Genomic DNA, 24922 nt, shown 5'->3' on the forward strand with positions numbered 1-24922 from the left:
ATGCGCCCCGGGTGTGTGATCACGTCGAATAGACTTTCCGAGTGTGCCCCAGTCGGCGACCGTATTCCTTCTTTGTTCGTGCCGTCAGGCAGTTGACCCGCTTCCTATTTGCAACCGGTTGTGCGCGTCGGCGTCGGCCAGTCGTGGCAAACTTGCGTGATTAGGCGGTCACTCTTAGCAACTGTGAAGTAGGCGGCCGTCGGGCGATTCCCATAGCCTCGGCTCGTCTGGAGATACCGGACGAGGACCCGGACGCGATCGCGTCCGTCTTCCCTGGGGAGGGCCCCATGGCAGGCCTGTGGCGCAGCATCCGTGCGCAGCTAATCACGCCGGACACGGCCGAGACGACAATGAGCCGGCGTGGATTCCATGTTAAGGACGAGCCCACCCGGCACCGGCTGGAGTCCGTCGGTGCCAGCTTCCTCACCGGCTTCCGGGCCGCGGTCGAGGCCCGCGACGAGGCCGACATCGGCCGGCTCGACCTGATCGAGCGGCAGTTCCGTGGCTTCGCCTACGAGGGGGCCGCCATGGGGTACGCCGTTCTCGACGGGGTGACCGGCGGTGGGCGTACCGCCCGGTTCCTGACCGGAGTCGGCGCCCCCCACATCTACATGGCCTACGTCGGAATCGGTTGGGCGTACGCCAAGCTTCCCCGTTGGCGCTGGCGGGCCGTGGCCGCACCGGACCCGTTGCTGCGCTGGCTGGTGCTCGACGGACTGGGCTTCTACCGGGCCTACTTCGAGACCGACCGGTTCGTCCGCCGCCAGGCGGTCGCACCGGTGCCGTGGCCGCCGGACGTGCCCGGTGACTACCCCCGGCGCGCGCTCGACCAGGGCATCGGCCGGGCCAGCTGGTTCGTCGCCGGGGCCGATCCCGACGTCGCCGCCGAACTCATCGGCCGCTTCGAGACCGAACGCCACGGCGACCTGTGGAGTGGCATGGGCCTGGCCGCCACCTACGCCGGCGGCGCCAATCCCGACGACCTGAAGAAGCTGTACGTCCACGCCGGCCGGTACCGCCCGCAGCTCGCCCAGGGCTCCGCGTTCGCCGCGCAGGCACGACTACGCGCCGGACTGGTCACCGAGCACACGCCGCTGGCCACCGACGTCTTCTGCGGGTGCAGCCCGGAGGAGGCTGCGGCGGTCACCGATCGGGCGCGCGACGACCTTCCGCCGGACGGGACCGAACCGGCCTACGAGGTGTGGCGCCAGCGGATCCAGGCGCAGTTCGCCTGAGGCGGCGAACTGCCGGAGAGAGTGGGACGCGGTGGAGCCCATGGCGACGACACACGACGGGATGTCCGACACCCTGGCGTTCGCCGCGCGCTTCACCCGCGCGGTGCTGGTCCACGAGCCAGGTCGGTTGCTGGTCACCACGACCACCCTCAGCCCCGGCGAGGCTCCGGGCCTCGACGAGCCGACGGATCCGGCCTGTCCGCTGCTGCCGGCCGCGTACGTCCTGGAGGCGCTCGCGCAGGGATGGGCCGCGCTCACCGGACACCGCGGTCCGCCGGTGTTCGAGGCGGTCGAGTTCGGTGTGCCGCTCGTGGCCCACGAGGGCGTCGTACGGCTGCGGCTGACGGCGGCGGCTGAGCCGGCGACCAACGCCGTCGTGGTCACGCTGCGCGGTGAGCACCGGGGCCGGCAGTTGACGTACGCGTACGCCCGGCTGCGGCACCCGGGTGCCGGCCGGTCGGATGTGCCGGCTCCGACCGGCGTGCGTCCGGCAGCCAGCGTGCCGGTGCCCACCGCGCTGCCGGTGGCGCCGGCCCGGTCCGGCGGCCCAGCCATGGACCGGCCGCCCCGCGCGTTGTTCGCCGGTGTGGGGGCACCGGGTCAACGGCTGCGCTACCGCGAGATCACCGCGTCGGGCGCGGTGCTGGAACTGGCCGGGGGCGGTGCGGCGGGATCGCTGGCCGCCATGGCGGGCCCCCTGGTGCTCGGTGACCCCGGCGTACGGGACGCCTTCCTGCGCGCCCTGCGCCCCTGGGCGCCCGACACGGTGCTGCAACCGCTGGGTGTCGACCGGATCTGGCTGGCCGGCGCCGGCCCCTACGAACAGGTGACGCTCCGCGCGACACGCCGGGTCCAGGACGACGAGGTGCACCGGTTCGACCTGGAGACGCTGGCCAGCGGGCGGATCGTGGAGCGGTGGACCGGGCTTCGGCTGCGTCTGCTGCCCGCGCGCCGGGCCCCCGGCCCATGGCCGGCACAGGTGCTCGGACCGTACCTGCACCGCAGGCTCGCCGACCTGATCTCCCGCGACGTGACCGCCGTGCTGGAGCCGGGACTGCGCCGCGGGTGGCGTCGGCAGCACACCGCCCTGGCCGTGTCCCGGCTGCTCGGCGACGGTACGACCGTGCGCTACCGCCGTGACGGTCGCCCCGAGGTGGACGGCGGGTGGTGGATCTCGGCTGCGCACGGCGCCGGGCACACGCTCGCGGTGGCTTCCCGCACGCCGGTCGGCTGCGATCTCGAACCAGTCGTGGGGCGCGAGCCCGCCGAGTGGCGCCAGTTGCTCGGCGCGCACGTCGCTCTGGCCGAGTTGATCGTCGCCGAGACCGGCGAGTCACCGCACCGGGCGGGGACCCGGGTCTGGTCGGCACTGGAGTCACTGCACAAGGTCGGTGTCACCGCGTTCACCCCGCTGACCTTCGACCGGGACACCACGGACGGCTGGCTGCTGTTCACCGCCGGCGGATGGCGGGTGGCCACCTGTGCCGTCGGGTTGCGCGGCGGACCGGACGAACTGGTGGTGGCGGTCGCCTCCGCCCGCTGAACCAGCCGCCCGTGCACAGTCGGTTGCGGTCCGGGCAATTGTCATCGCCTGCCGGGACCGGCCGACGCATTATCGCGTCCGTGCCATTCCCATCTCGCGACCGTCCTTTATAGATACGGACAGCATGACGCGAGATGTCGAATCACTGATCGCCGTACACGATTGGTGTACGCCAGGCTGAATGGATTTGGCGGGGCGTCAGACGCCCCCCGGAAGTGACCTGAATTGTGCTCGGTCGCCGATTCGCGCCCTGCGTTTCCTGTCAATTCGAGTTGAGCGTCAGAGGTGATGCCCGTGCCCCCGGCAATCGAAACCAACCAGGGACGAACGATGGTGCTGGAGGCGTACGCCGACACTATTCTACCGGGCGACAAGCGATGGCCGGGAGATCGGGCGGTGGCCGGCGTCTCGTCCGACGGCGGTGCGGTCGCTGCCGGCGCGTTGCTGGCGCTGCGGTCCGTCGAGGGTGGCATGGCTCCGGCGCTCGACCCGTTGGCCGACGAACTGGAAGAGCACGCCCGAGCGTACGCCGCCGAGACCGGGATCGACCTGGACCCGGAGGTGCCGGCGTTCGTCTCGCTCGACTTCCCCGATCGGATCCGGCTGGTGCAGCGCCTGACCGACCCGACGCACCCGGAGCGGGAGGCGTGGATCAGTCTCGCCATGTTCAGCGTCATCGCCTTCGACGCCGCCGCACACTCCAACACTGTGGAGGCGCTCGCCGCCGGCCACGTGGGGCTGAACATCATCGGCTTCCGTCCGCCCGACTCCGACGGGTTGTGGCGGTTCGACACCTACAGCTACGGCCGGCAACTGGCCCAGCCGCACCCCGACACCACCGCCTCCGGGAGCCCTGCATGACGAGTTCCGAGAGCACTGACGTCCTTGTGATCGGTAGCGGCTTCGGCGGCGCGATCACCGCGTACCACCTCGCCGCCGGGGGCGCGCGAGTGGTCGTGCTGGAGCGCGGGCCGTGGCTGTCCGGTGAGGAGTTCGAGCACGACTTCAAGTTCGGCTCGTCCTCGACGCGGGTCTTCGACTTCGTCGTCGGCGACGGCATGAGCGTGCTCAGCGGCAACTGCGTGGGCGGTGGCAGCGTCGTCTACTTCGCCGCGATGCCCCGCGCGCCCCGGTTCGTCTTCGACCGGCAGGGCCGCTTCGGCCACCGGATGTGGCCGGCCACGATCTCCCGCGACTCGCTCGAACCCTGGTACGACCGGGTCGCCGAGGCGCTGCCGGTCACCCAGACCAGCTGGGACACCGTGCCGTTCTCCGGTGGGCTGTTCGGCGCCGCCTGCAACCACGCCGGGCGGACCGCGAACCCGGTGCCGGTGGCGCTGGACCAGGCCAAGTGCACCAACTGCAACTGGATGATGGCCGGCTGCCGGTTCGACGCCAAGCGTTCGCTGCTGCTGAACTACCTGCCCGCCGCGCTGGCGCACGGTGCGCAGATCCGTCCGCTGCACGAGGTGCAGTACCTCACCCGCACCGACGACGGCGGTTACCGGGTGCACTACACCGTCCTGGACGACGTCGACTACCGCGTCGAGGTGGGCAGCGGCACGATCGACGCGAAGATTGTCGTCATCGCGGCCGGGGCCGGAGCCACACCGGTGATCCTCCAGCGCTCCGAGCCGACCCTCGGCACCATGCCGCACGCCGTCGGCCGATACTTCTCCGGCAACGGTGAGCGGCTCAACACCGCCATCTTCGACGAGGAGCGCATCCGCGAGGTGCTCGGCCTCAGCCGGCCGGACGGGGTGCCCTACGAGGCGTACCAGATCGGCAAGGGCCCCTGTGTGGCCAACTGGGACCGGCTGGACGGCTCCCTGCCCGAGTACGAACGGTACTCGCTGGAGCAGCTGTACTTCCCGCCCGGCTTCGGCACCATCCTGGCCCAGGTGCCCGACGCCGTCGGGCCGACCTGGTTCGGCGCGGAGAAGAAGGAGCTGTTGCGCACCTGGCAGTCCTGGCTGACAGTCTTCACGATGAGCGAGGACGACAACGAGGGTGAGTTCGGTGCCCTGCCGCCCAGCGGCAACGCCGTGCGATTGTCCCAGCAGATGCTGGCCCGTGGTTCGCTGCGCTACGAGCCGACCGAGAACACGCTGCGCGGCTGGGCGCTGTCCGACGCGGAGGTGCGGGACATCCTCGAACGCGACGGGCTGTCCCGGGTGATGCCGTGGACCAACGACGTGGTGGGGGCGTACACGGTGCATCCGCTGGCCTCCTGCCGCATCGGTGACAACCCGGCCACCTCGGCCCTGGACGACCGGCACGAACTGCGCGACCACCCCGGCATCTTCGTCACCGACGGCTCCGCCGTACCGGGCGGCCTGACCGTGAACCCGGCGATGACCATCGCCGCGTTGGCCGAGCGGGCGGTGCCCGGCATCGTCGCGGCGGCGCGGGCTCGTGGGGTGGATGTCCGCTACGGTGCTCCCGCCCCGGACGGGGCCACGAGCAGCCGCAACGCCGTGCTGCCGCTGGTGCGCGGCACACTGCGCCGATGAGTGGCCTGTACGCCAGGGTGGCCCGGCGTCCCTCCCGGGGACACGTACGCCGGGTCACCCCGGTGCCCATCGAGCAAGCCGACGGCCTCACCGCCGTCGTGTACGGGCAGGTGGAGCGGGACTTCGGCATGCTCGCCCCACCGGTGAGCCTGCACTCGCCCGCGCCGCAGGTGATGGCCGCGTGCTGGATCGTGCTGCGCGAGACGTTGGTCGCCGCCGGCCGGGTGGACCGGGCCACCCGGGAGGCGGTGGCCGCCGCCGTTTCCGCGGTCAACTCCTGCCCGTACTGCGTCGAGGTGCACTCGGCGACGATGGCGGGCCTGCTGGGCTCCGCCACGGACCCGGCCGGTGACACCCGTCGGAGCCGGGTGGCCGAGTGGGCCCGGGCCGGCACCGACCGGTCGCAGGCCCGGCACGCCGTGCCGCCGGTCGCCGCCGTCGAGGCCGTCGAACTTCTCGGCGTGGCCCTGGTCTTCCACTACCTGAACCGGATGGTGAACGTCTTCCTCGAACCGTCACCGCTGCCGCCCGGCCTGCCGTCGGTGCTGCGTGGCGGCGTCCGCCGGGTCTTCGGCCGACTGATGGCCCGGGGTGCCCGCGGCGACCGGCCGGCCGGTGCCGCCCAGGAGTTGCTGCCGGCCGCGCCACTGACCCCGGATCTCGCCTGGAGCGCCGGCCACCCCGTGCTGGCCGACGCTCTCGCCCGGGGCGGCGCGGCCATCGACGCTGCCGGCCAGCGGTCGGTGCCCGGGTCGGTCCGCGAGCTGGTCACCGCCCGGCTCGACGGCTGGGACGGTCGACCGCCCGGAATCAGTCGGGCCTGGGTCGGCGAGGCGCTGCGCGACCTGCCCGCCGCCGACCACCCGGCGGCGCGACTGGCGTTGCTCACCGCCTTCGCCTCCTACCAGGTCGACGACCAGGTGGTCGCCGACGTACGCGCCGCCGGAGCCGACGACCGGGCGCTGGTCGAGCTGACCGCTTGGGCCAGCATGGCTGCGGCTCGCCGGGTGGCGGCCTGGGTCCCGCTCGACCCGGCCGCCCCCGCATCCTCGTGACCGCCGAGCCGTTGGCGGGCATGCTGTCCGGTACGACTCCGTCCAGGGGAGGAACACGATGTCCACCGTTATGGGCTCGTTGCGCAGGCTGGCGCTGGCACCGGCGCTGAGTGAGGTCGGCTTCGCCCGCCGGGGCTTCCCGGGACCGCCGTCGCCCGCCACGGCGCGGCTGGAGGCGATTCCGCGGGCGGTGATCTGCGGCTTCGAGTGGGGGATCGACTGTCGCGGCCTCGACGAGGTGCAACAGCGGGTCGAGCTGGTCGACGAGGGCATGCGTGGATTCGCCTACGAGGGCGTCACGATGGCCTTCACCGTGCTCGACGCGATGGGTACTGGCCGGCGGCGCCGGACCCGTGAGCTGCTGCTCGGCCCGGGCGCCCCGCACCTGTTCCTGGCCTACATCGGCATCGGCTTCGCGATGGCCCGGCTGCCTCGACCACTGTGGCGCAAGGTGGTGCCGGAGTTGGAGCCCGGCCCGTTCCACCCGACGATGACCTGGCTGGCCGTGGACGGGTACGGCTTCGACCTGGCCTACTTCGACGTCCGCAAGTGGGTCGACGAGCAGCGCGTACCAGCACCGTACGACTGGCAGGGGCACCGGGACTACTTCGGTCGGGCGGTGGATCAGGGCATCGGCCGAGCCCTGTGGTTCATCCACGGTGCCCGGGTCCTCGATGTCGACGCCGCCGTGCGGCGCTTCGCCCCGGAACGCCGGGCGGACCTGTTCAGTGGTGTCGGGCTGGCCGCCACTTTCGCCGGTGGCTGCGGTGACGCGGACCTGGCCACGCTGCGCCGGATGGCCGGCGAGTACGCCTCGGAGCTGGCGCTGGGCAGCGTGTTCGCCCTGCGTGCGCGGGTGCACGCCGGCTTCGTGCCGGAACACTCGGCGGCCGCCGCCGCGACGCTGACCGGGCTGTCGGTGTCGGCGGCCGTCGCCCTGGCCGACGACACCGCGCCGGGGCCGGACGCCGGCGGCTCCGTCCCACCCTATGAGCGGTGGCGGGCCAACATCCGTCGGCATTTCGACCGGGCGGCGACCACCGCAGCGGAGTAAATGCCCGACCTTTACACGTCCTTCCCAGTCCTTTTTGGGGACTCAGTTCCTCGTGGATTGGGAAGGCGTGTCTTTATGTGTCATCAGTTCCATGAACAGCAATCATCGGCAATTTTCGAGTAGCCCGACTTTCTGGCCTCCTGTGAGGATCTGCTGACACGCCCCCTCGAATGGCGGGACGGCGCAAAGGGGTCCGCACGAGCATCTCGCAGCGGGCGCCACGTGCCGCCCGTCAACCGGAGAGGGCGCCAGCCACCGGCGATGCGGGTGGTCGAGAGGCCCGCGATCCGACCGGTCCGGCCGGTAGTCCACCGTGACGAGCGGTGGAGTCGACACCGACGAGTCCGTCACCAATGGGAGGTCTTGAGTTCATGTCAATGACGATTGGCTTGCTGCGTAGGCAGTTGGCCGGAATCATCGGCCTCGCACTCGTGGTCGGGATGTTTTTCGCTGTCCGCCTGCCCAGTTCCTCGGCGGCGGAGCGGACGGAGTTGGCGTCCCGGTACGCGTTCGAGCCCATGGGCATCGCGTTGCCCTCAGCTCAGAACCAGCAGACCGTGCGCAAGGTGAATCAGGCGTACACCCACATCGACGCCTGGATTTCCTCGGTGGGCGCCGGTGTCGCGATGAACGACCTGGACGGTGACGGCCTGGCCAACGACCTGTGCCTGACCGAGCCGCGCACCGACCAGACGATCATCACCCCTACGCCGGGCCTCGGTGAGCACCGGTACAAGCCGTTCGCGTTGGACGCCGCCCCGCTGCCGATCAGCCGGATCACCGCACCGATGGGGTGCGCGCCGGGTGACTTCAACGAGGACGGCCGGATGGACCTGCTGGTCTACTACTGGGCCCGGACCCCGATCCTGTTCCTCAACAACGGCGGGGCCCTCAGCCTAGGCGCCGCCGCCTACCGCCCCGTCGAGCTGGTGCCCGGCGTCGGCGCCGAGGAGTACAACGGCCCGCTGTGGAACACCAACGCGGTGGCGATCGACGACTTCGACGGTGACGGCCACGTCGACATCTACGTCGGCAACTACTTCCCGCACAGCCCGGTCCTCGACGACACCGTCAACGGTGGTGTGGAGATGAACGACTCGATGTCCTACGGCCTCAACGGGGGCGAGGACTACGTCTTCCGGTGGGCCGGCGGTACCGGGGGTGCCGAACCCACCGCCGCCTTCGAGCGGGTGGACAACGTGATCCCGCGCAGCGCTTCCAAGGGGTGGGCGCTGGCCGCCGCCGCCGCCGACCTCGACGGCGACATGCTGCCCGAGCTGTACCTGGCTCATGACTTCGGCCCCGACCGGTTGCTCTACAACCGTTCCACTCCGGGCAACATCGAGTTCGCGCTGGTCGAGGGGGTCCGCACGGCGACCATCCCGAAGTCGAAGGTGCTGGGTCAGGACTCCTTCAAGGGGATGGGCGCCGACTTCGGTGACATCGACGGCGACGGACTGATCGACCTGTTCGTCAGCAACATCACCACGCCGTTCGGTATCCAGGAGAGCAACTACACCTTCATGAACACCGCCGCCGACAAGAGCGAGGTCAAGACCGCGTTCAGCAGCGGCAAGGCCCCGTTCCGCGACCGTAGCGCCGACCTCGGCCTAGCCTGGTCGGGCTGGGGCTGGGACGTCAAGATGGCCGACTTCGACAACGGCGGCCGGCTCGCCATCGCCCAGGCCACCGGCTTCGTGCGCGGCGAGGTCAACCGGTGGCCCCAGCTTCAGGAACTGGCCACCACCAACGACACGCTGGTGCGCCACCCGAGTTGGTGGCCGAACGTGCGGGCCGGTGACGACCTGGGCGGCAGCCAGCGCCTGCACTTCTTCGTCCGGGGTGAGGACGGCCGGTACGTCAACATCGCCCCCGAACTCGGCCTCGACATTCCGCTGCCCACCCGCGGTATCGCCACCGGTGACGCCGACGGCGACGGCCGGCTCGACCTGGCGGTGGCCCGGCAGTGGGCCGAGCCGATCTTCTACCGCAACACCAGCCCGGAACCCGGCGCCTTCCTGGGCCTGCGGCTGACCCACGAGACCGCCGACCCGGCCGGTTCCGGCTCCCCGGCAGTGGGCGCCCAGGTCATGGTCACCACTCCAGACGGGCGGCAGTTCGTCTCCCGGGTCGACGGCGGAGGCGGGCACTCCGGCAAGCGCAGCAACGAGGTGCACATCGGTCTCGGTGCCGACGTCACCGGTCCGCTGCAGGTCACCCTCTGCTGGCGCGACCGCACCGGACAAATCCGTGAGCAGGACCTTCAACTGACCCCGGGCTGGCACAACGTGCAGCTCGGCTCGCAGGCCAACGAGAGGTAAACGGAGATGGCCGAGACCAAGACCAGCCCCGTCCGACACGACGCGAAGACCACGACGGCCCTCCGCCGCTTCGCGATCTCGATTACGATCTTCAATATCGTCGGCTACGTTTACCTCGGTTTCGAGCAGGCCTGGCTGTGGCCGTTCATCGCACTCGCCACCGGTTACACCGTGGAGATCGTGCTGGAGATAATCGGTGCCCGAGCCGAAGGTCGCGCCCCCCGCTTCCTCGGTAACGGAAGACGCGGCTTCATCGAGTTCCTCTTCCCGGCGCACATCACCTCGCTGGCCGTCAACATGCTGACCTACGTCAACGACCGGGTCTGGGTGATGATGTTCGGCGTTACCGTGGCGATCGCCGCGAAGTGGATCCTGCGAGCCCCGGTCCGGGGTCGACTGCGGCACTACATGAACCCGTCGAACTTCGGCATCGCGATGATCCTGGTTCTCTTCCCGTGGGCCAGCATCGCGCCTCCCTACCACTTCACCGAGCACACTCCGGCGTTGGGCGACTGGCTTGTCCCGGCGATCATTCTCACCGCCGGGACGATGCTCAACGCCAAGCTCACCGGCCGGATGTGGCTGATCATGGGATGGCTGTCCGCGTTCGTGCTCCAGGCGGTGGTTCGTGGCCTGATCCTCGACGTCTCCATCCTGGGCGCCCTGGGCATGATGACCAGCGTGGCGTTCGTGCTGTTCACGAACTACATGATCACCGACCCCGGTACCAGCCCGTCCAGTCCGGCCTCGCAGATCGCCTTCGGCGCCGGGGTGGCCAGCCTCTACGGCCTCATCACCGGTATGGGCATCGCGTACGGTCTGTTCTTCGCGACCGCGGCGATATGTCTCATCCGCGGCATGTTCCTGTGGGCGTTGCACATCTCCAACAAGGCCCGTGAGCAGCGGGAGGCCGCCGCCGCGGCGACGGCCGGCGACGAGGTGCCACCTGCGGCCGCCGCCACCACCGGACCTCTCGCTGCGGGTCCGAACTCGCACAAGGAAGCGGTACCGGCATGAGCAAGATCGCCGTCGTCGGCCTCGCCTGCCGATATCCCGACGCCGCCTCCCCCGGCGAACTGTGGGAGAACGTGATCACGGGCCGGCGAGCCTTCCGTCGCCTGCCGGACGAGCGGATGCGGCTGGCCGACTACTGGGATGCCGACCGGAGCGTCCCGGACCGGTTCTACGCCCGCAACGCCGCCGTCATCGAGGGGTACGAGTTCGACCGGCAGAAGTACCGCATTGCCGGCAGCACGTACCGCTCCACCGACCTGACCCACTGGCTGGCCCTGGACACCGCCGCCCGGGCCCTCAGCGACGCTGGTTTCCCGATGGGGGCGGAGCTGCCCCGCGAGCGGACCGGTGTGGTGGTCGGTAACACCCTCACCGGGGAATTCTCCCGGGCCAACGTGCTCCGGCTGCGCTGGCCGTACGTCCGGCGCACGGTCGGTGCAGCCCTGCGCGAGCAGGGCTGGGACGACGACCAGCTGGCCGACTTCCTCGGCACCCTGGAGCAGCGGTACAAGGCGCCGTTCCCGGCGATCGACGAGGACACCCTGGCCGGTGGCCTGTCCAACACCATCGCCGGACGCATCTGCAACTATTTCGACCTCAAGGGCGGCGGCTACACCGTCGACGGCGCCTGCTCCTCCTCGCTGCTGTCGGTGCTCACCGCCTGCCGCAACCTGGTGGACGGCGAACTCGACGTCGCGGTCGCAGGCGGGGTCGACCTGTCGATCGACCCGTTCGAGATCATCGGCTTCGCCAAGACCGGCGCGCTGGCGCGTGGCGAGATGAAGGTCTACGACCAGGGCTCCAACGGCTTCTGGCCCGGTGAGGGCTGCGGGATGGTCGTCCTGATGCGCCACGAGGACGCGGTGGCGCAGGGTCGGCGGATCTACGCCTCGATCGCCGGGTGGGGGATGTCCTCCGACGGCAAGGGTGGCATCACCCGGCCGGAGGAGGACGGCTACCGACTGGCGCTGGCCCGGGCGTACGCCCGCGCCGGATTCGGCATCGAGACCGTGGCGATGTTCGAGGGGCACGGCACCGGCACCGAGGTCGGTGACGCGACGGAGCTGCGGGCGCTGACCGAGGCGCGGCGGCTGGCCGGCGCCTCCGGTACCCCGGCCGCGATCAGCTCGATCAAGGCGATGATCGGGCACACCAAGGCGGCGGCGGGGGTCGCCGGTCTGCTCAAGGCGGTCCTCGCGGTGCATCACCAGATGCTGCCGCCGACGGTCGGCTGCGAGGAGCCGCACGAGGTGCTCACCTCGGCCGAGGCGAAGCTGCGGGTGCTGCCCACCGCCGAGCCGTGGCCGGCCGATGCGCCGCTGCGCGCCGGGATCACCGCCATGGGCTTCGGCGGCATCAACACCCACCTGGTGGTGCAGGGCGACGACGCCCCGCGCCGCGCGCCGGAGGCCCGGACCCGCACGATCGCCGCCCGGGCGCAGAACGTCGAGCTGCTCGTCCTGGACGCGGACACCCCGGCGGAGTTGGCCGAACGGGTCCACGCCCTGGCCGAGCAGGTGATCCGGCTCTCGTACGCCCAGCTTGGCGACCTGGCCGCCAGCCGTTACGCCGAGCTGGCCGACCGGCCGTACCGGGCCGCGGTGGTGGCCCGCTCGCCGGAGGACGCGGAGCGCCAACTGCTGCGGGTGCATGCCGCGCTCCAGGCGGGCGAGAACCGGCTGTACGCCACGGACGGCCGGGCCTTCCTCGGCCACGTCCGCGGCACCGCCCGGGTCGGGTTCCTCTTTCCCGGCCAGGGCACCGGCCGGGGTCGACCGGCCGAGGCGCTGCGCCGCCGGTTCGTCCAGGCCGACCGGATCGTCACCGAGGCGGCGCTGCCCACCGGGGACGTGGTGGCCACCGAGGTCGCCCAGCCGCGCATCGTCACCGGCTCGGTCGCCGGGCTCAGTGTGCTGGCCGCGCTCGGCATCGAGGCCGACGTCGCCGTCGGGCACAGCCTCGGCGAACTCACCGCGCTGCACTGGGCCGGGGCGATGGACCTGTCCACGGTGTTGCGGATGTCCGCCGCCCGAGGGCGCACCATGGCCGAACACGGCCGCCCCGGTGGCACGATGGCCGGCATCCCGGCCGACCCGGAGACCGTACGCCGCCTGATCGCCGGGGAATCGGTGGTCATCGGCGGCTACAACAGCCAGCGGCAGACCGTGGTCTCCGGTCCGATCGACGCCGTCGAACGGGTGCTGCAGCGGGCCGAGGCCGCCGGTGTGGCCGGCAAGCGGCTACGGGTCTCGCACGCCTTCCACTCGCCGCTGGTCGCCGAGGCGGCCGAGGCGTTCGGCGACTACCTCGCCGACGAGCGGTTCCACCCGTTGCAGCGGCAGGTGGTCTCCACCGTCACCGGCACCGTCCTGCCGACGGATGTCGACCTGGGCGTCCTGCTGCGTGACCAGATCACCGAACCGGTGCTGTTCGCACAGGCCATCGCGATGGCTGCCAAGGAGGTGGACCTGTTCGTCGAGGTCGGTCCCGGACGGATCCTGTCCGACCTGGGTCGTACCGACACCTCGGTGCCGACGGTGGCGCTCGACACCGACGACGAGACGCTGGCCAGCGTGCTGCGCGTCGTCGCGGCCGCGTACGTCGTCGGGGCGGCGCGGGTGCATCCGCAGCTCTTCGACGGCCGGCTGGTCCGGCCGCTCAAGGACGTCGACGAGTTCAGTTTCTTCGCCAGCCCGTGCGAGACCGACTCGGACGTCGTACTGCCCGACTCGCCGCAGCTGGTCGCCGCCGGGGCCACGGCGGTCGATGCCGCGCCCACCGGGGAACCGGCGGCGCTGGTGCTGCGCCAGCTCGTCGCCACCCGGGCGGAACTGCCGCTGGACATGGTCGGCGAGGACAGCCGACTCCTCGACGACCTGCACCTCAGTTCCATCACGGTCAGTCAGGTGGTCAACCAGGCCGCGCAGCAGCTCGGCGTACCGCCGTCACGGCTGCCCACCAACGTGGCCACGGCGACCGTACGGGAGGTCGCCGAAGCGTTGGAGGCGCTGGTCGGCACCGGGCTGGCCGAGGATCTGACGCAGCCCGCGTCGGTGCCGGGTGTGGACACCTTCATCCGGGCGTTCGCGGTCGACCTGGTCGAGGCGCCCACCCCGGTACCGGGCCTGGCCGAGGCGAACGCCGCATGGCAACTGTTCGGTGGCCACACCGACCCGCGCGCCGAGCAGGCTCGGCAGACGTTGGCCACCGGCGGAGTCGGCGGCGGCGTACTGGTCTGGCTGCCGGCGGACTGCACCCCGGAGCAACTCGAACCGGCGTTGCAGGGGGCTCGGGCGGTGCTGGCCGGCGGGGCGGGCGACCGCTTCGTGCTGGTGCAGCACGGCCTGGGCGCCAGCGGCCTGGCCCGGACCCTGCGGCTGGAGGATCCACGGATCCGGACCACGGTGGTGCACCTACCGGCCACCCTGGACGTCGCCGATCGGGTGCTGATCGAGGTCGCCTCGACCGAGACCTATCACGAGGTCCACTACGACGTCACCGGCGCCCGTCGACAGCAGGTCCTGCGGGCCCTGCCGGTCGACGCTGGTCGCACCGCTCCGTCGCTCGGCGCCGGTGACGTGCTACTGGTCACCGGCGGTGGCAAGGGCATCACCGCGGAGTGCGCGCTCGCCCTCGCCACCGACGCCGGTGCCAAGCTCGCCGTACTGGGTCGTTCCGATCTGGCCACCGACGCGGAGTTGGCAGCCAACCTGGAGCGCTTCGCCGCCGCCGGCGTCGAGGCGCGCTACCTGCGGGCCGACGTCAGCGATGCGGCGGCGGTACGGGCCGCGGTGGAGGAGGCCGAGCGTCTGCTCGGCCCGGTGACCGGGGTGCTGCACGGTGCCGGACGCAACGAACCGGCGGGGTTGACCTCGCTGGGCATGGACGGCTTCCACGGCGCGCTGGCGCCCAAGGTCGGCGGTCTAGCCGCAGTCCTGGACGCGGTCGACGCCGAGCGGCTGAAGCTGCTGGTCACCTTCGGCAGCATCATCGGCCGGGCCGGTCTGCGGGGCGAGGCGCACTACGCCACGGCCAACGACCGGCTGGCCGAACAGACCCGTCGCTTCGGCGCCGCCCACCCGAACTGCCGCTCGATCTGCATGGAGTGGTCGGTCTGGTCGGGGGTCGGCATGGGTGAGCGGCTGTCCGTCGTCGAGTCGCTGACCCGCGACGGCATCACCCCGATCACCCCCGAACAGGGTGTGGCGGTGCTGCGCCGACTGGTCACCGACCCGGACACCCCGCCCGTGGTGGTGGTCAGCGGCCGGGCCGACGGCCTGGACACGCTGCGCTTCGAGGAGCCGGAACTGCCGCTGCTGCGCTTCGTGGACCGGCCGCAGGTGCGCTACCACGGCGTCGAGTTGATCACCGACATCGAACTCACCGCCGGCAGCGACCTGTACCTGCCCGACCACCTGCTCGACGGGAACCTGCTCTTCCCGGCGGTCATGGGCATGGAGGCGATGGCGCAGGCCGCCATGGCGGTCACCGGCCGTAGCGAGGTGCCGGTCATCGAGCAGGCCCGGTTCGCCCGGCCGATCGTGGTGCCACCGCACGGCAGCGCGACCATCCGGGTCGCGGCCCTGGTGACCGCCGACGACACGGTACGTGCGGTGATCCGCACTGCGGACACCGGATTCGCCGCGGACCATTTCGAGGCGACGCTGCGCTTCGACGAGAGCCCGGTGCCGGTCGGACCGCCGGAGCAGGTCGCCGACGACCTGCCCCCGGTGCCGCTGGACCCGGCCCGGGATCTGTACGGCGACACCCTGTTCCAGGGCGCGCGCTTCCAGCGGCTGCGCGGCTTCCACCGGGCCGCCGCCCGGGACGTCGACGCCGACGTGGCGACCGTGCCGGAGACCGACTGGTTCAGCGCCTACCTGCCGGACACCCTCGTGCTCGGCGACCCCGGGGTCCGGGACGCGCTGATGCACGGCAACCAGGTCTGCGTACCGGACGCCACGCTGCTGCCGGTGGCGATCGAGCGGCTCTACCCGGCCGGATCCCGAATGGGCACCGGCGAGCCGTTGCGATACTGCGCCACCGAGCGGGAGCGCGACGGCGACACCTACATCTACGACATCGCGCTGCGCACCGGCACCGGTGAGATCGTCGAGCGGTGGGAGGGCCTGGAACTGCGGGCGGTCCGTAAGAAGGACGGCCGGGGCCCCTGGGTGGCGCCGCTGCTCGGCTCCTACCTGGAACGCACCCTGGGCGACCTGATCGGCGCCTCGATCGCGGTGGCGGTGGAGCCGGACGCCGGCGACCGGCCGGAGTTGGCGGTCGGGCGGGCCCTCGGGCACGCCGTCGAACTGCGGCACGCCCCGGACAGGCGTCCGGAGCAGGTCGGCGACCGGTTCGTCGCGGTCTCCCACGGCGCCGAGCTCAGTCTCGCCGTGGCGGCCCGTACCCAGGTCGGTTGCGACGTACGGCCCGTCTCGACCCGGCCCGTCGACAGCTGGTCGACGGCCCTGGGCCGGTACGGAGTGCTGGTCGACCAGGTCGTCAACGACCTCGGTGTCGACCGGGACACCGCCGCGACCCAGGTCGAGGCGGTGCTGGACTGCCTGCGCCAGGTCGACCTGCCGGAGCACCTTTCGGTGGCACTGACCCCGGTCCAACGCGACGGATGGCTGGTCTTCGCCGCGGGCGCGACGCGGGTGGCGACCTTCGCCACCACTGTGGTCGACACGGCCACGCCGGTCGTGTTCACCGTCGGCACCGACGGAGGGTTGTGAGGTGGAGGACTACTACGAGTACCGGCACACGGTCGGCTTCGAGGAGACCAACCTGGTCGGCAACGTCTACTACGTCAACTACCTGCGTTGGCAGGGGCGCTGCCGGGAGATGTTCCTGCACGACAAGGCGAACGACGTCCTCGACGACCTGCGCAGCGACCTGAAGCTGTTCACGCTGAAGGTGGACTGCGAGTTCTTCGCGGAGATCACCGCCTTCGACCAGTTGGCGATCCGGATGCGGCTGGTCGAACTGGCCCAGACGCAGGTCGAGTTCAGCTTCGACTACGTCCGGATGCATCCCGACGGCGAGGTGCTGGTCGCCCGCGGCCGGCAACGGGTGGCCTGCATGCGGGGGCCGAACAACCGCACCAGTCCGGCCCGCGTGCCGGACGCGCTGGCCCGGGCCCTGGCGCCCTACCGGGTACGGGCGCGGGCGGCATAGCGATCCCACGGGAGGTACACGTGAACGAACAGCCAGAGCCCACCGTCGATCCGGTCCAGTTGCGCCGCGCGTTCGGCACGTTCGCTACAGGTGTGACCGTGGTGACCGTTGGCGGTGAGTGTCCACACGGGATGACCGCGAACTCGTTCACGTCGGTCTCCCTGGATCCGCCCCTGGTGCTCATCTGTGTCGACCAGCAGGCCATCATGCACCGCAGCCTGATCGAGTGCGGCCAGTTCGGGGTTTCCGTGCTGGCCGCACACCAGGAGCCGGTGGCCCGGCACTTCGCCGACCGTCGGCGTCCGCTGGGCGCCGCCCAGTTCGACGCGGTCGACTGGGTTCCCGGTCAGGTCACCGGGGCACCGCTGATCACCGGGGCGCTGGCACACTTCGAGTGCGAACTGTGGCGATCCTACGAAGGGGGCGACCACACCATCTTCGTCGGCAGCCTGCTCTCGGTACGCCGGGAGCCCGAGGCCGACGGGGTGCTGTTCGTACGAGGCAAGTTCCGGCAGCTCAACCGGGACGGAATCGAGTTGGCGGACGGCCTGCCGGCCCGGCAGGCCGCCGCCCGAGGCGGGGTGACCGGATGACTTCCACGGCGTCGCGGGTCACGGCCGGGCCGACCGGAGCGGCGATGCTGCGTACGCTCTGGCAGCTCGCCCGGGACCGGCTGGGCATGATGCGCACCGCGGCCAGTTACGGCGACGTGGTCCGGCTCGGGCCGAGTTTCAAGCGGCTCTACTTCTTCAACCACCCGGACCACGCCAAGTACGTGCTGGCCGACAACAGCCAGAACTACCACAAGGGGGTCGGGCTGGCCCAGGCCCGGCGGGCCCTCGGTGACGGCCTGCTCACCAGCGAGGGTGAGCTGTGGCGCAAGCAGCGGCGGGTGATCCAACCGGCGTTCCAGGCCAAACGGATCGCCGGGCAGGCCGGTGTGGTCGTCGAGGAGGCCGCCGGGCTGGTCGACCGGCTGCGTGCGCACCGCGACGGCGCGCCGGTCGACATCGTCAAGGAGATGACCGGGCTCACCCTCGGCGTGCTCGGTCGCACCCTGCTCGACAGCGACCTCAGCGGGCACAGCTCGGTGGGGCACTCCTTCGAGGTCATGCAGGACCAGGCCATGTTCGAGATGGTCACCATGGGTTCCGTGCCGACCTGGCTGCCGCTGCCGCACCAGTTGCGGTTCCGGCGGGCCCGGCAGGAGTTGCAACGGGTCGTCGACGCGTTGGTCGCCGAGCGGCGGGCCCGGGGTGATGAGGGTGACGACGCGTTGTCCCGGCTGATCGTCTCGACCCGACAGGAGGCCGACCCCCGGGTCGGTCGGCTGCGGATGCGCGACGAACTGGTCACCCTGCTGCTGGCCGGACACGAGACGACGGCCAGCACGCTGGGCTGGACGTTCCATCTGCTCGATCGGCATCCGGAAGTGCTGGAACGGGTCCGCGCCGAGGCGGTGGAGGTGCTCGGCGACCGGCTGCCGGTGTACGAGGACCTGGCGCGGCTGCGGTTCACCGCGCAGGTGATCAACGAGGCGATGCGGCTCTACCCGCCGGTGTGGATGCTCTCCCGGATCGCCCAGCAGCCCGACGTGATCGGCGGCTACCACGTACCGGCCGGCTCGGACGTGCTGATCTGCCCGTACACCCTGCACCGTCACCCGCAGTTCTGGGACGATCCGGATCGCTTCGACCCGGACCGGTTCGATCCCACCCGCCCGAATGACCGCCCCCGCTACGCGTATGTGCCGTTCGGCGCCGGACCGCGATTCTGTGTGGGTAACCATCTCGGGCTGATGGAGGCCACTTTCGTGACCGCCATGGTGGTGCGGGAACTGCGGCTCACCGGCGACCCGGCATACCAGGTGGTGCCCGAGCCGATGCTCTCCCTGCGGATCAAGGGTGGACTGCCGATGCGGGTCACGGCGGTCTCCTAGCGCGGCGTCCAGAAACGGTCCAGCGGGGGCACCGCCAACGTTTCTGGACGCCGCACCGGCAGCGGGATGCGCGGCGACGAGCGGCCGAGGACCGGTCGGCGTACGGCGTGCCGCCGGCGGCGGCACGCCGGAAAGGTGACGGATGGGCGAAGCGGGATTCGCCAGGGTGGACCGTCCCTGCGATTCGAGCGAAGTCGCGTTCGGTGGATCCTGCGACGTCCTCTGTCGAGCCTTCATGGCCGCCAGAATTGCTGTCCGGATAATTGCGGTGATCTGTATTCGGGATCGCAACTGTTGAGAAGGTAATTGTAATTTCACATGCCAGGATTCGATTGTGGCAGCGAGCGGAGACACGACGCTGGCCGGCACCGCCGACGTGGCAGCCGAACCGGGCCCGACCTCCTGGATGCAGGACGGTGGGTCGCTGGAGCAGTTCGCCCCGTACCGGGAGGCGCACCGGCTGGTACGCACCTGGCAGGTCCACGGGACGATCGACGCGCCGGCGCTGCGGTCGGCCTGGCACACGCTACTGGACCGGCACGAGGTGCTGCGGACCCGGCTGATCGAGACGGACGGCGCTGTGGTGCCGGTGGTCTGTGCCGACACCACGGGCGCGTTCGTCCACGTCGACCTCGGCCACCTGGCCGGCCCGGAGCGCGAGCGCGCCGCCGACCGGGTCTGCGCGGCGGCCACCTCGGTCCCGGATCGGGCCACCGACACCCCGCTGGCCCGGTTGATGTTGGTGCGCACCGGTCCCACCACGCACCGGGTGGTGCTGGCGCTGCACCGCGCGGTGGCCGACGACCGTTCGATCTCGGTCATCGTCGACGAGTTGTCCATCTGCTACGCCGCCCAGGCACGCCCCGGGCCGGCCACTGCCGCGTCACTGGCCCCGGTGCTCCGCTACGCCGAGTACGTCCGCTGGCAGCGTGGCCTGGTGGACAGCCCGGTCGGTCGCCGGCTGCTGGCCTGGTGGACCACGGAACTCACCCCGTTGCCGCCACCGATGTCGCTGCCCACCGATCACGACGGTGCCGCCCGCCCGACCGGGCCCGCCGGGCTGGTCCCGTTCGACTGGGGCGCCACCCTGGCCGACCGGTTGGCCTCGTACTGCCTGACCCGGTCGGCCAACCCGGCGGCGGTGCTGCTGGCGGCGGTGCAGGCGGTCCTGCACCGGTACGGCGACGACGACCAGGTCACGGTGGTGATGCCGGTGCCGGTGCCACCGCCGGGGTTCCCCGCGCTCGTCGGCCCCTGCGACAACCTGCTGGTGCTCAGCGATGACCTCGGCGACGGTCCCACCTTCGGCGAGGCGGTGGACCGGGCCGCAGCCGTGCTGCGACGCGCCACCGCCCATCGTGAGCTGCCGTTCGCGCGACTGGTCCGGGAACTTCCCGTCGACCGGGAGCCGAGTCGGCTGCCGTTCTGCGGCGTCCTGCTGGCCCTACCGGGCCCGGAGGTGGAGCTGCGGCTGACCGGCGCCACTGTGGTGTCGGCGGCGGTGACCGACGTCGGTCCCGCCGTCGCGGACCTGGCGATCACCGTACGTAGAACCTGGCCCTCGGTGGCCGGTACCCTCAGCTACCGGGCGGACCGGTTCGCCTCCGCCTCGGCCGCGGGCCTGCTCGGGCAGGTGCGGACACTGCTGTCGGCCGCGCTCGACGCACCGCACACGCCGTTGCACCGGCTGCCTCTGGACGGTCCGACCGTGGTCGGCTCGATCGACGACGACCCGTCCACCGAACCACTGGCCGTGCACGAGATCGTACGCCGGCATGCCGTACGGACCCCGGACGCGGTCGCCGTCACCGGCCCGGACGGCCGATGGACGTACGACGATCTGGACCGCCGGGCCGCGGCGGTGGCCCGGTACCTGCGCGGGCTGGCCGTCGACGGGGCGCCGGTGGCGGTGCGGATGACAGCTGGACCGTGGCAGCTCGCCGCGTCCCTGGGTGTCCTGCGCGCCGGTGGCCACCTGGTCTGGTTCGGTACCGGCGATGCCGGTCAGCGGGGCCAGGAGATCCTGGCCGAGCTGCGCCCGGCCTGCCTGCTGCGCGTGGGTGAGGATCCGGACGACGACCTGGCCCGCTGGTTCCGCGACGAGCTGGACGGCCGACTGGTCGACGTGACCTGTCTGCCCCGCCCGCCGACGAAGCCGGCACCGGCACCGCCCGATGACCCTCTCCGCACCGCCTATGTGGCGTACACCTCGGGTTACACCGGGCGGCCGAAGGGCATCGTCCACAATCATCGAGCGTTCGCCCAGTTCGTCACCTGGATGGCCGACACCCTGGAGTTGGCGCCCGGCGCCCGGGTGGCCCAGTGGGTCAGCCCGGAGCACGACCCGAGCCTGTGCGAGACGTTCGCCACCCTGGTCGGCGGCGGCACCCTGCACCCGGTGCCGGTACGCATCCGCGCGCACCCCGAGAAGCTGGTCGACTGGTTGGTGGGGGAGCGCATCACCTTCCTGCAGACGGTGCCGAGCTTCGCCCGGGAGTTGCTGGCCGTCATCGCCGACCGGGAGCCGGCCGACCGGCCCACCGCCCTGCGCCGGTTGGTGCTGATGGGCGAGACGCTGTCGGACCAGTTGGTCAACGGCTTCCGGCGGGTGCTGCCGGCGACCCGGCTGACCAACATCTACGGACCAACCGAGACCATCGCGGCCACCTGGCACGACATCACCGGCCCGGTGCCGGCGAGCGTGCCGATCGGCCGTCCCATCTCCGGACGGCAGGTGCTGGTCCTCGACGAGGCGGACCAGCCCTGCCCGACGGGCGTCACCGGTGAGATCGTGGTACGCAGCCGGTACGTCTGCGACGGCTATCTCGGCGACGGCGACGGCGACGGCGACGGCGACGGCGACGGCGACGGACGGCGGGCGGCCTTCCGGGCCCCCGCAGGTGGTCCGGACGACGACACCGACCTGCGGTGGTATCGCACCGGTGATCTCGCCCGCTGGCGGTGGGACGGTCTGTTGGAATTTCGTGGCCGCCGTGACCACCAGGTCAAGCTCCTCGGCACCCGGGTGGAGTTGACCGATGTGGAGGCGGCGCTGGCGGCGCACGACGGGGTGACCGAGTGCGCGGTGGTACCGGTCACCGACGACGACGGTCTGGTCGTCCGGCTCACCGCGTACGTCGTGCCGCGTCGCGGCGCCGACGGCGACCCGCTGGCCGGGGCGACCGAGTGGCGGGCACAGCTACGCAAACACTTCGGCAGCGCGATGCAGCCGGGGCGGGGTGCAGGTCCACGGCCACTGGTCGGCATCGAGATGGTGCCCGACCGACTGCCCCGCACGGCGGCCGGCAAGGTGGATCGCCGCCGGCTCGGCAGCACTCAGCGCTGGTGACCGGAGCCGGCCGGCGCGGTCGGCGGATCGGTGGCGGCAGGTGATCGCCGCCTCGGCCGCAGCAGCATGATGAGCACGACGACCAGCGCCAGACCGTCGAGGACCAGGAGAGTCGCGCCCAGCGGGTCGATGCCGTGGGCGTGGTCGGCCTCGTCCAGGATCGGGTCGGGAACGTCCGCGATGCCCTGAGGCGGAGCGCCGGTGCCGACGCTGAAGCGCAGGACGCCGGTGGCGTCCTGCCCGTTGGTGAAGGTGATGTGGTAGGCGATGCTGTAGTCGCCCGGGCCGGTGAGCCGCACCGATTGGCGCAGCCCGGTCTTGCCGTCACCTCGGACCCGGCCTTCGTTGACCGCGTTCCCGGTGCTGTCGCGCACGGTGACATGGGACAGCACCGAGTCGGCGCCGGTCGAGAGTCGCAGGGTGACTGCGTCCGGTGCGGCGGTCAGGACGGCACCGTCGCCCGGGTCCACGGTGAGGACCCGGGCGGGGGTGCCGTCGGACTGCCGGGCGACCGCGGCGATGGTGAGGGCGACCCCCACGGAGGCGAGGGCGGTGACGATGGCCAGCGTGCGGCGCCCGGCAGACATGATGGCCGGTCAGCTGCCAGAGTTGGCGGCAAGCCGCTGGCGGCCTTCTTGGGTGCAGTTGCATTTCTGCAGCTGCAACTCCCGCTCGTTGGGACGCAGGTGCAGGTACATCGCGACCAGCATCGGCAGGAAGACGATCGAGTTGTAGAACAGGTGCAGCTCGACGCGGGGGATCAGGAACTGGGCGAAGCTCGTCGGCACGGTCGTGCCCGGCAGCAGGAAGCCGGCCTGCACCTGGATGAGCAGGAACAGGTGCTCGATGTGGTGCCAGAACTGGATTGCCAGGGCGATCGTCCACCATGTGCGGGCTCGACCGACGAAACCGGGACGCAGGGCGAAGAGGCCGATCAACATGACGATCGCGTACGCGTAGTGCATCCACTCCGAGCTGACCAGCCACGGGAACGGCATGCCCAGGACGCCGCGGGCCTGTGGCCGGGCCCAGCCCAGCACCCAGATCTGGTAGGCCTGAACCAGGTGCTCGGCCCAGTGGGCGAGTACGATGATCATGTACAGCCCCAGAACCGCACGGTGATGCGCTTCGTTGATCGCACCGATCACCCCACGCCGAGCGGCATGCTCCTTGGCCACTGTCATGTGGACTCCATCCAGAGAGCTGGGTAATTTAGCGAACACGTTAGGTGACCGGGCCCGGGTGCGCTTATTCATAAGTGCGCACTTTCCGATCATTACGGGCGGCGGGACCACAGGGCAGACCCGACCGGGCCGACCGGAGTCGACGGTGAACTGCGATAAGGACGAATCCCGGTCGATGTCTGCCAACCGAGGGCAGGTGCGGTTGAACCGGCAGGCCTCGCGCGCCGTCATGCGGGCGTGCGCCTGCCGCACACATTCAACGGACCTGGTGCGTCCGCCTGTTGAGCCAACGGAGGGCAGTATGACGGTGGGTACGGGCTTGTTCTCGGGCCGCAAGGCTCGGCTGGGCAGGAGGGTCGCGCTCCTGACCATCATGGTGCTCGCCCTCGGTCTGGTCGTGGTCATGTCGAGCAGGTCGGACGCGGTCGTCGGGGAACGCGTGAAGTTCGTCAACTCCACCGGCGAGACGCTGTGGATCGGTGCCGGTGAGAGCGGCGACGGCTCACGACCGATCAGCGGCCTGCCCGTCCTGCGACCCGGGGAGTCGAAAACGCTCGTCATTCCCGACGACGGCGATCCCGGCCATTGGCGCGGAAGGTTCTTCGCCCGGCAACGGTGCAGCGGAGAGCCGGGCAGCACCTTCAAATGTCTCGTCGGTGACTGCGGGGTCTTTCCGGATCGCTGCGAGCGGGGCGCGGAACCGGTGAGCCTGGCCGAGTTCAACTTCGACCAGAACAACTCGGGTGCGCCCTGGTACAACGTCAGCTACGTCGACGCGCTCTCGTTGACGATCACGATCGAGGCGCCCGGCGGGCCGCCCGCCCCGGTGGCGGGAACCTGCGTCAGGTGGGACTGCTCCGGTGGACAGTTGCTCGCCGCCTGCCCCGAGGCGCACGCTGTGATCGATCCCAACCGCGGGGATCGGATCAACTGCGTCAACCCCGAGCGGGACGCGGAGAGCGCCTACACCGCCGCACTTCGCCCCTTCGGGCCACGCGCCTACCTGTGGTCCACCCATGACCGGGTGCCGGGCAACGAGACCGTGCTCAGTTGCCCCGGATGCGCCGACTTCGTGGTCACCTTCCGAAACGGCGGGGCCCCCGTACGGCAGACCGTCGACCAGCCCGCCGTCTCGGACGCCGCCGCCTTCGCCCTGCGCGGATACCAGGGCAAGTGCATCGACGTGCCCAGGGGCGTCTCCGCCGACGGCGTGCAGTTGCAGCTCTGGAAGTGCAACAACAGCCCGGCGCAGTCGTTCTCGAACGGACCCAACGGATCCCTGATGGCGCTCGACAAGTGCATGGACGTCGCCTGGGCGTCCCGGGACAACGGCGCCAAGGTGCAACTGGCGCACTGCAACGGCGGCCCGGCGCAGGTCTGGGTCGTCGAGGCCGGCATGCTGCGCAACCCGCACTCGGGCAAGTGTGTCGACGTCCGTGACTGGAAGTCGGCCGACGGTGCTGCCCTACAGATCTGGAAGTGCGCTCCCGGGCAGGCCAACCAGACCTGGCAACCGGTGGGCCGCTGAACCCGAC

16 protein-coding genes are annotated in these 24922 nt (G+C 71.0%); 14 read left to right on the forward strand and 2 right to left on the reverse strand.

The features are described 5' to 3' along the window. Positions 1 to 287 precede the first annotated feature (287 nt). The 13 genes from AB0M35_RS18490 to AB0M35_RS18550 all read left to right on the forward strand — a co-directional run bounded on the left by AB0M35_RS18490 (position 288) and on the right by AB0M35_RS18550 (position 22203). On the forward strand, positions 288 to 1235 hold the full coding sequence (locus AB0M35_RS18490; RefSeq protein WP_363746762.1) for a DUF1702 family protein: 948 nt from the start codon (positions 288 to 290) through the stop codon (positions 1233 to 1235). A 40-nt stretch (positions 1236 to 1275) separates the two neighbouring features. Then, a complete protein-coding gene (locus AB0M35_RS18495; RefSeq protein ID WP_363746763.1) occupies positions 1276 to 2778 on the forward strand; it encodes a polyketide synthase dehydratase domain-containing protein in 1503 nt (500 codons plus the stop codon). A gap of 330 nt (positions 2779 to 3108) precedes the next feature. Beyond that, positions 3109 to 3639, forward strand: a complete 531-nt coding sequence (locus tag AB0M35_RS18500; protein ID WP_363746938.1) for a DUF5987 family protein — start codon at positions 3109 to 3111, stop codon at positions 3637 to 3639. Beyond that, a complete protein-coding gene (locus AB0M35_RS18505; protein ID WP_363746764.1) occupies positions 3636 to 5291 on the forward strand; it encodes a GMC family oxidoreductase in 1656 nt (551 codons plus the stop codon). Before AB0M35_RS18500 ends, AB0M35_RS18505 begins: the two co-directional genes overlap by 4 nt. After that, entirely contained in the window at positions 5288 to 6346 is a 1059-nt protein-coding gene (locus AB0M35_RS18510) for a carboxymuconolactone decarboxylase family protein (protein ID WP_363746765.1), read from the forward strand. Before AB0M35_RS18505 ends, AB0M35_RS18510 begins: the two co-directional genes overlap by 4 nt. Before the next feature lie 58 nt (positions 6347 to 6404). After that, on the forward strand, positions 6405 to 7400 hold the full coding sequence (locus AB0M35_RS18515) for a DUF1702 family protein (RefSeq protein WP_363746766.1): 996 nt from the start codon (positions 6405 to 6407) through the stop codon (positions 7398 to 7400). Positions 7401 to 7771: 371 nt separating this feature from the next. Further along, entirely contained in the window at positions 7772 to 9721 is a 1950-nt protein-coding gene (locus AB0M35_RS18520) for a CRTAC1 family protein (protein WP_363746767.1), read from the forward strand. A gap of 6 nt (positions 9722 to 9727) precedes the next feature. Continuing rightward, positions 9728 to 10738 (forward strand): enediyne biosynthesis protein, encoded by a 1011-nt coding sequence (locus AB0M35_RS18525; RefSeq protein ID WP_363746768.1) that lies wholly within the window; start codon positions 9728 to 9730, stop codon positions 10736 to 10738. Beyond that, positions 10735 to 16473 (forward strand): type I polyketide synthase, encoded by a 5739-nt coding sequence (locus AB0M35_RS18530; RefSeq protein WP_363746769.1) that lies wholly within the window; start codon positions 10735 to 10737, stop codon positions 16471 to 16473. Before AB0M35_RS18525 ends, AB0M35_RS18530 begins: the two co-directional genes overlap by 4 nt. Position 16474: 1 nt before the next feature. Then, a complete protein-coding gene (locus AB0M35_RS18535) occupies positions 16475 to 16915 on the forward strand; it encodes an acyl-CoA thioesterase (protein ID WP_363746770.1) in 441 nt (146 codons plus the stop codon). Positions 16916 to 16935: 20 nt separating this feature from the next. Beyond that, positions 16936 to 17508 (forward strand): flavin reductase family protein, encoded by a 573-nt coding sequence (locus AB0M35_RS18540; RefSeq protein WP_363746771.1) that lies wholly within the window; start codon positions 16936 to 16938, stop codon positions 17506 to 17508. Next, positions 17505 to 18854, forward strand: coding sequence for a cytochrome P450 (locus tag AB0M35_RS18545; RefSeq protein WP_363746772.1), 1350 nt, complete (start codon positions 17505 to 17507; stop codon positions 18852 to 18854). The genes AB0M35_RS18540 and AB0M35_RS18545 overlap by 4 nt, the downstream gene beginning before the upstream one ends. 334 nt (positions 18855 to 19188) lie before the next feature. Further along, positions 19189 to 22203: an AMP-binding protein gene (locus AB0M35_RS18550; protein ID WP_363746773.1), complete on the forward strand. Its 3015-nt coding sequence runs from the start codon at positions 19189 to 19191 to the stop codon at positions 22201 to 22203. On the opposite strand, the gene AB0M35_RS18555 is transcribed toward AB0M35_RS18550, so the two are convergent. Continuing rightward, positions 22191 to 22790 carry a copper resistance CopC family protein gene (locus AB0M35_RS18555; RefSeq protein WP_363746774.1) on the reverse strand — a complete coding sequence of 200 codons (600 nt, stop codon included), beginning with the start codon at positions 22788 to 22790 and terminating at the stop codon, positions 22191 to 22193. The genes AB0M35_RS18550 and AB0M35_RS18555 overlap by 13 nt on opposite strands. A gap of 9 nt (positions 22791 to 22799) precedes the next feature. Then, positions 22800 to 23387, reverse strand: coding sequence for a hypothetical protein (locus AB0M35_RS18560; RefSeq protein ID WP_363746775.1), 588 nt, complete (start codon positions 23385 to 23387; stop codon positions 22800 to 22802). Between the two features lie 301 nt (positions 23388 to 23688). Between AB0M35_RS18560 and AB0M35_RS18565 the strand changes: the two genes are divergently transcribed. Beyond that, a complete protein-coding gene (locus tag AB0M35_RS18565; RefSeq protein WP_363746776.1) occupies positions 23689 to 24915 on the forward strand; it encodes a ricin-type beta-trefoil lectin domain protein in 1227 nt (408 codons plus the stop codon). The last annotated feature ends 7 nt before the right edge of the window (positions 24916 to 24922 follow it).

The sequence above is a fragment of the Micromonospora sp. NPDC051196 genome (assembly GCF_040682415.1).
In the GTDB taxonomy this organism is placed as follows: Bacteria; Actinomycetota; Actinomycetes; order Mycobacteriales; family Micromonosporaceae; genus Micromonospora.

Bases quoted from the DNA above. Each gene is read 5' to 3' on its own strand.
- AB0M35_RS18490 (WP_363746762.1), top strand. From the start codon at position 288: ATGGCAGGCCTGTGGCGCAGCATCCGTGCGCAGCTAATCACGCCGGAC.
- AB0M35_RS18495 (WP_363746763.1), top strand. From the start codon at position 1,276: ATGGCGACGACACACGACGGGATGTCCGACACCCTGGCGTTCGCCGCG.
- AB0M35_RS18500 (WP_363746938.1), top strand. From the start codon at position 3,109: ATGGTGCTGGAGGCGTACGCCGACACTATTCTACCGGGCGACAAGCGA.
- AB0M35_RS18505 (WP_363746764.1), top strand. From the start codon at position 3,636: ATGACGAGTTCCGAGAGCACTGACGTCCTTGTGATCGGTAGCGGCTTC.
- AB0M35_RS18510 (WP_363746765.1), top strand. From the start codon at position 5,288: ATGAGTGGCCTGTACGCCAGGGTGGCCCGGCGTCCCTCCCGGGGACAC.
- AB0M35_RS18515 (WP_363746766.1), top strand. From the start codon at position 6,405: ATGTCCACCGTTATGGGCTCGTTGCGCAGGCTGGCGCTGGCACCGGCG.
- AB0M35_RS18520 (WP_363746767.1), top strand. From the start codon at position 7,772: ATGTCAATGACGATTGGCTTGCTGCGTAGGCAGTTGGCCGGAATCATC.
- AB0M35_RS18525 (WP_363746768.1), top strand. From the start codon at position 9,728: ATGGCCGAGACCAAGACCAGCCCCGTCCGACACGACGCGAAGACCACG.
- AB0M35_RS18530 (WP_363746769.1), top strand. From the start codon at position 10,735: ATGAGCAAGATCGCCGTCGTCGGCCTCGCCTGCCGATATCCCGACGCC.
- AB0M35_RS18545 (WP_363746772.1), top strand. From the start codon at position 17,505: ATGACTTCCACGGCGTCGCGGGTCACGGCCGGGCCGACCGGAGCGGCG.
- AB0M35_RS18555 (WP_363746774.1), bottom strand. From the start codon at position 22,790: ATGTCTGCCGGGCGCCGCACGCTGGCCATCGTCACCGCCCTCGCCTCC.
- AB0M35_RS18560 (WP_363746775.1), bottom strand. From the start codon at position 23,387: ATGACAGTGGCCAAGGAGCATGCCGCTCGGCGTGGGGTGATCGGTGCG.
- AB0M35_RS18565 (WP_363746776.1), top strand. From the start codon at position 23,689: ATGACGGTGGGTACGGGCTTGTTCTCGGGCCGCAAGGCTCGGCTGGGC.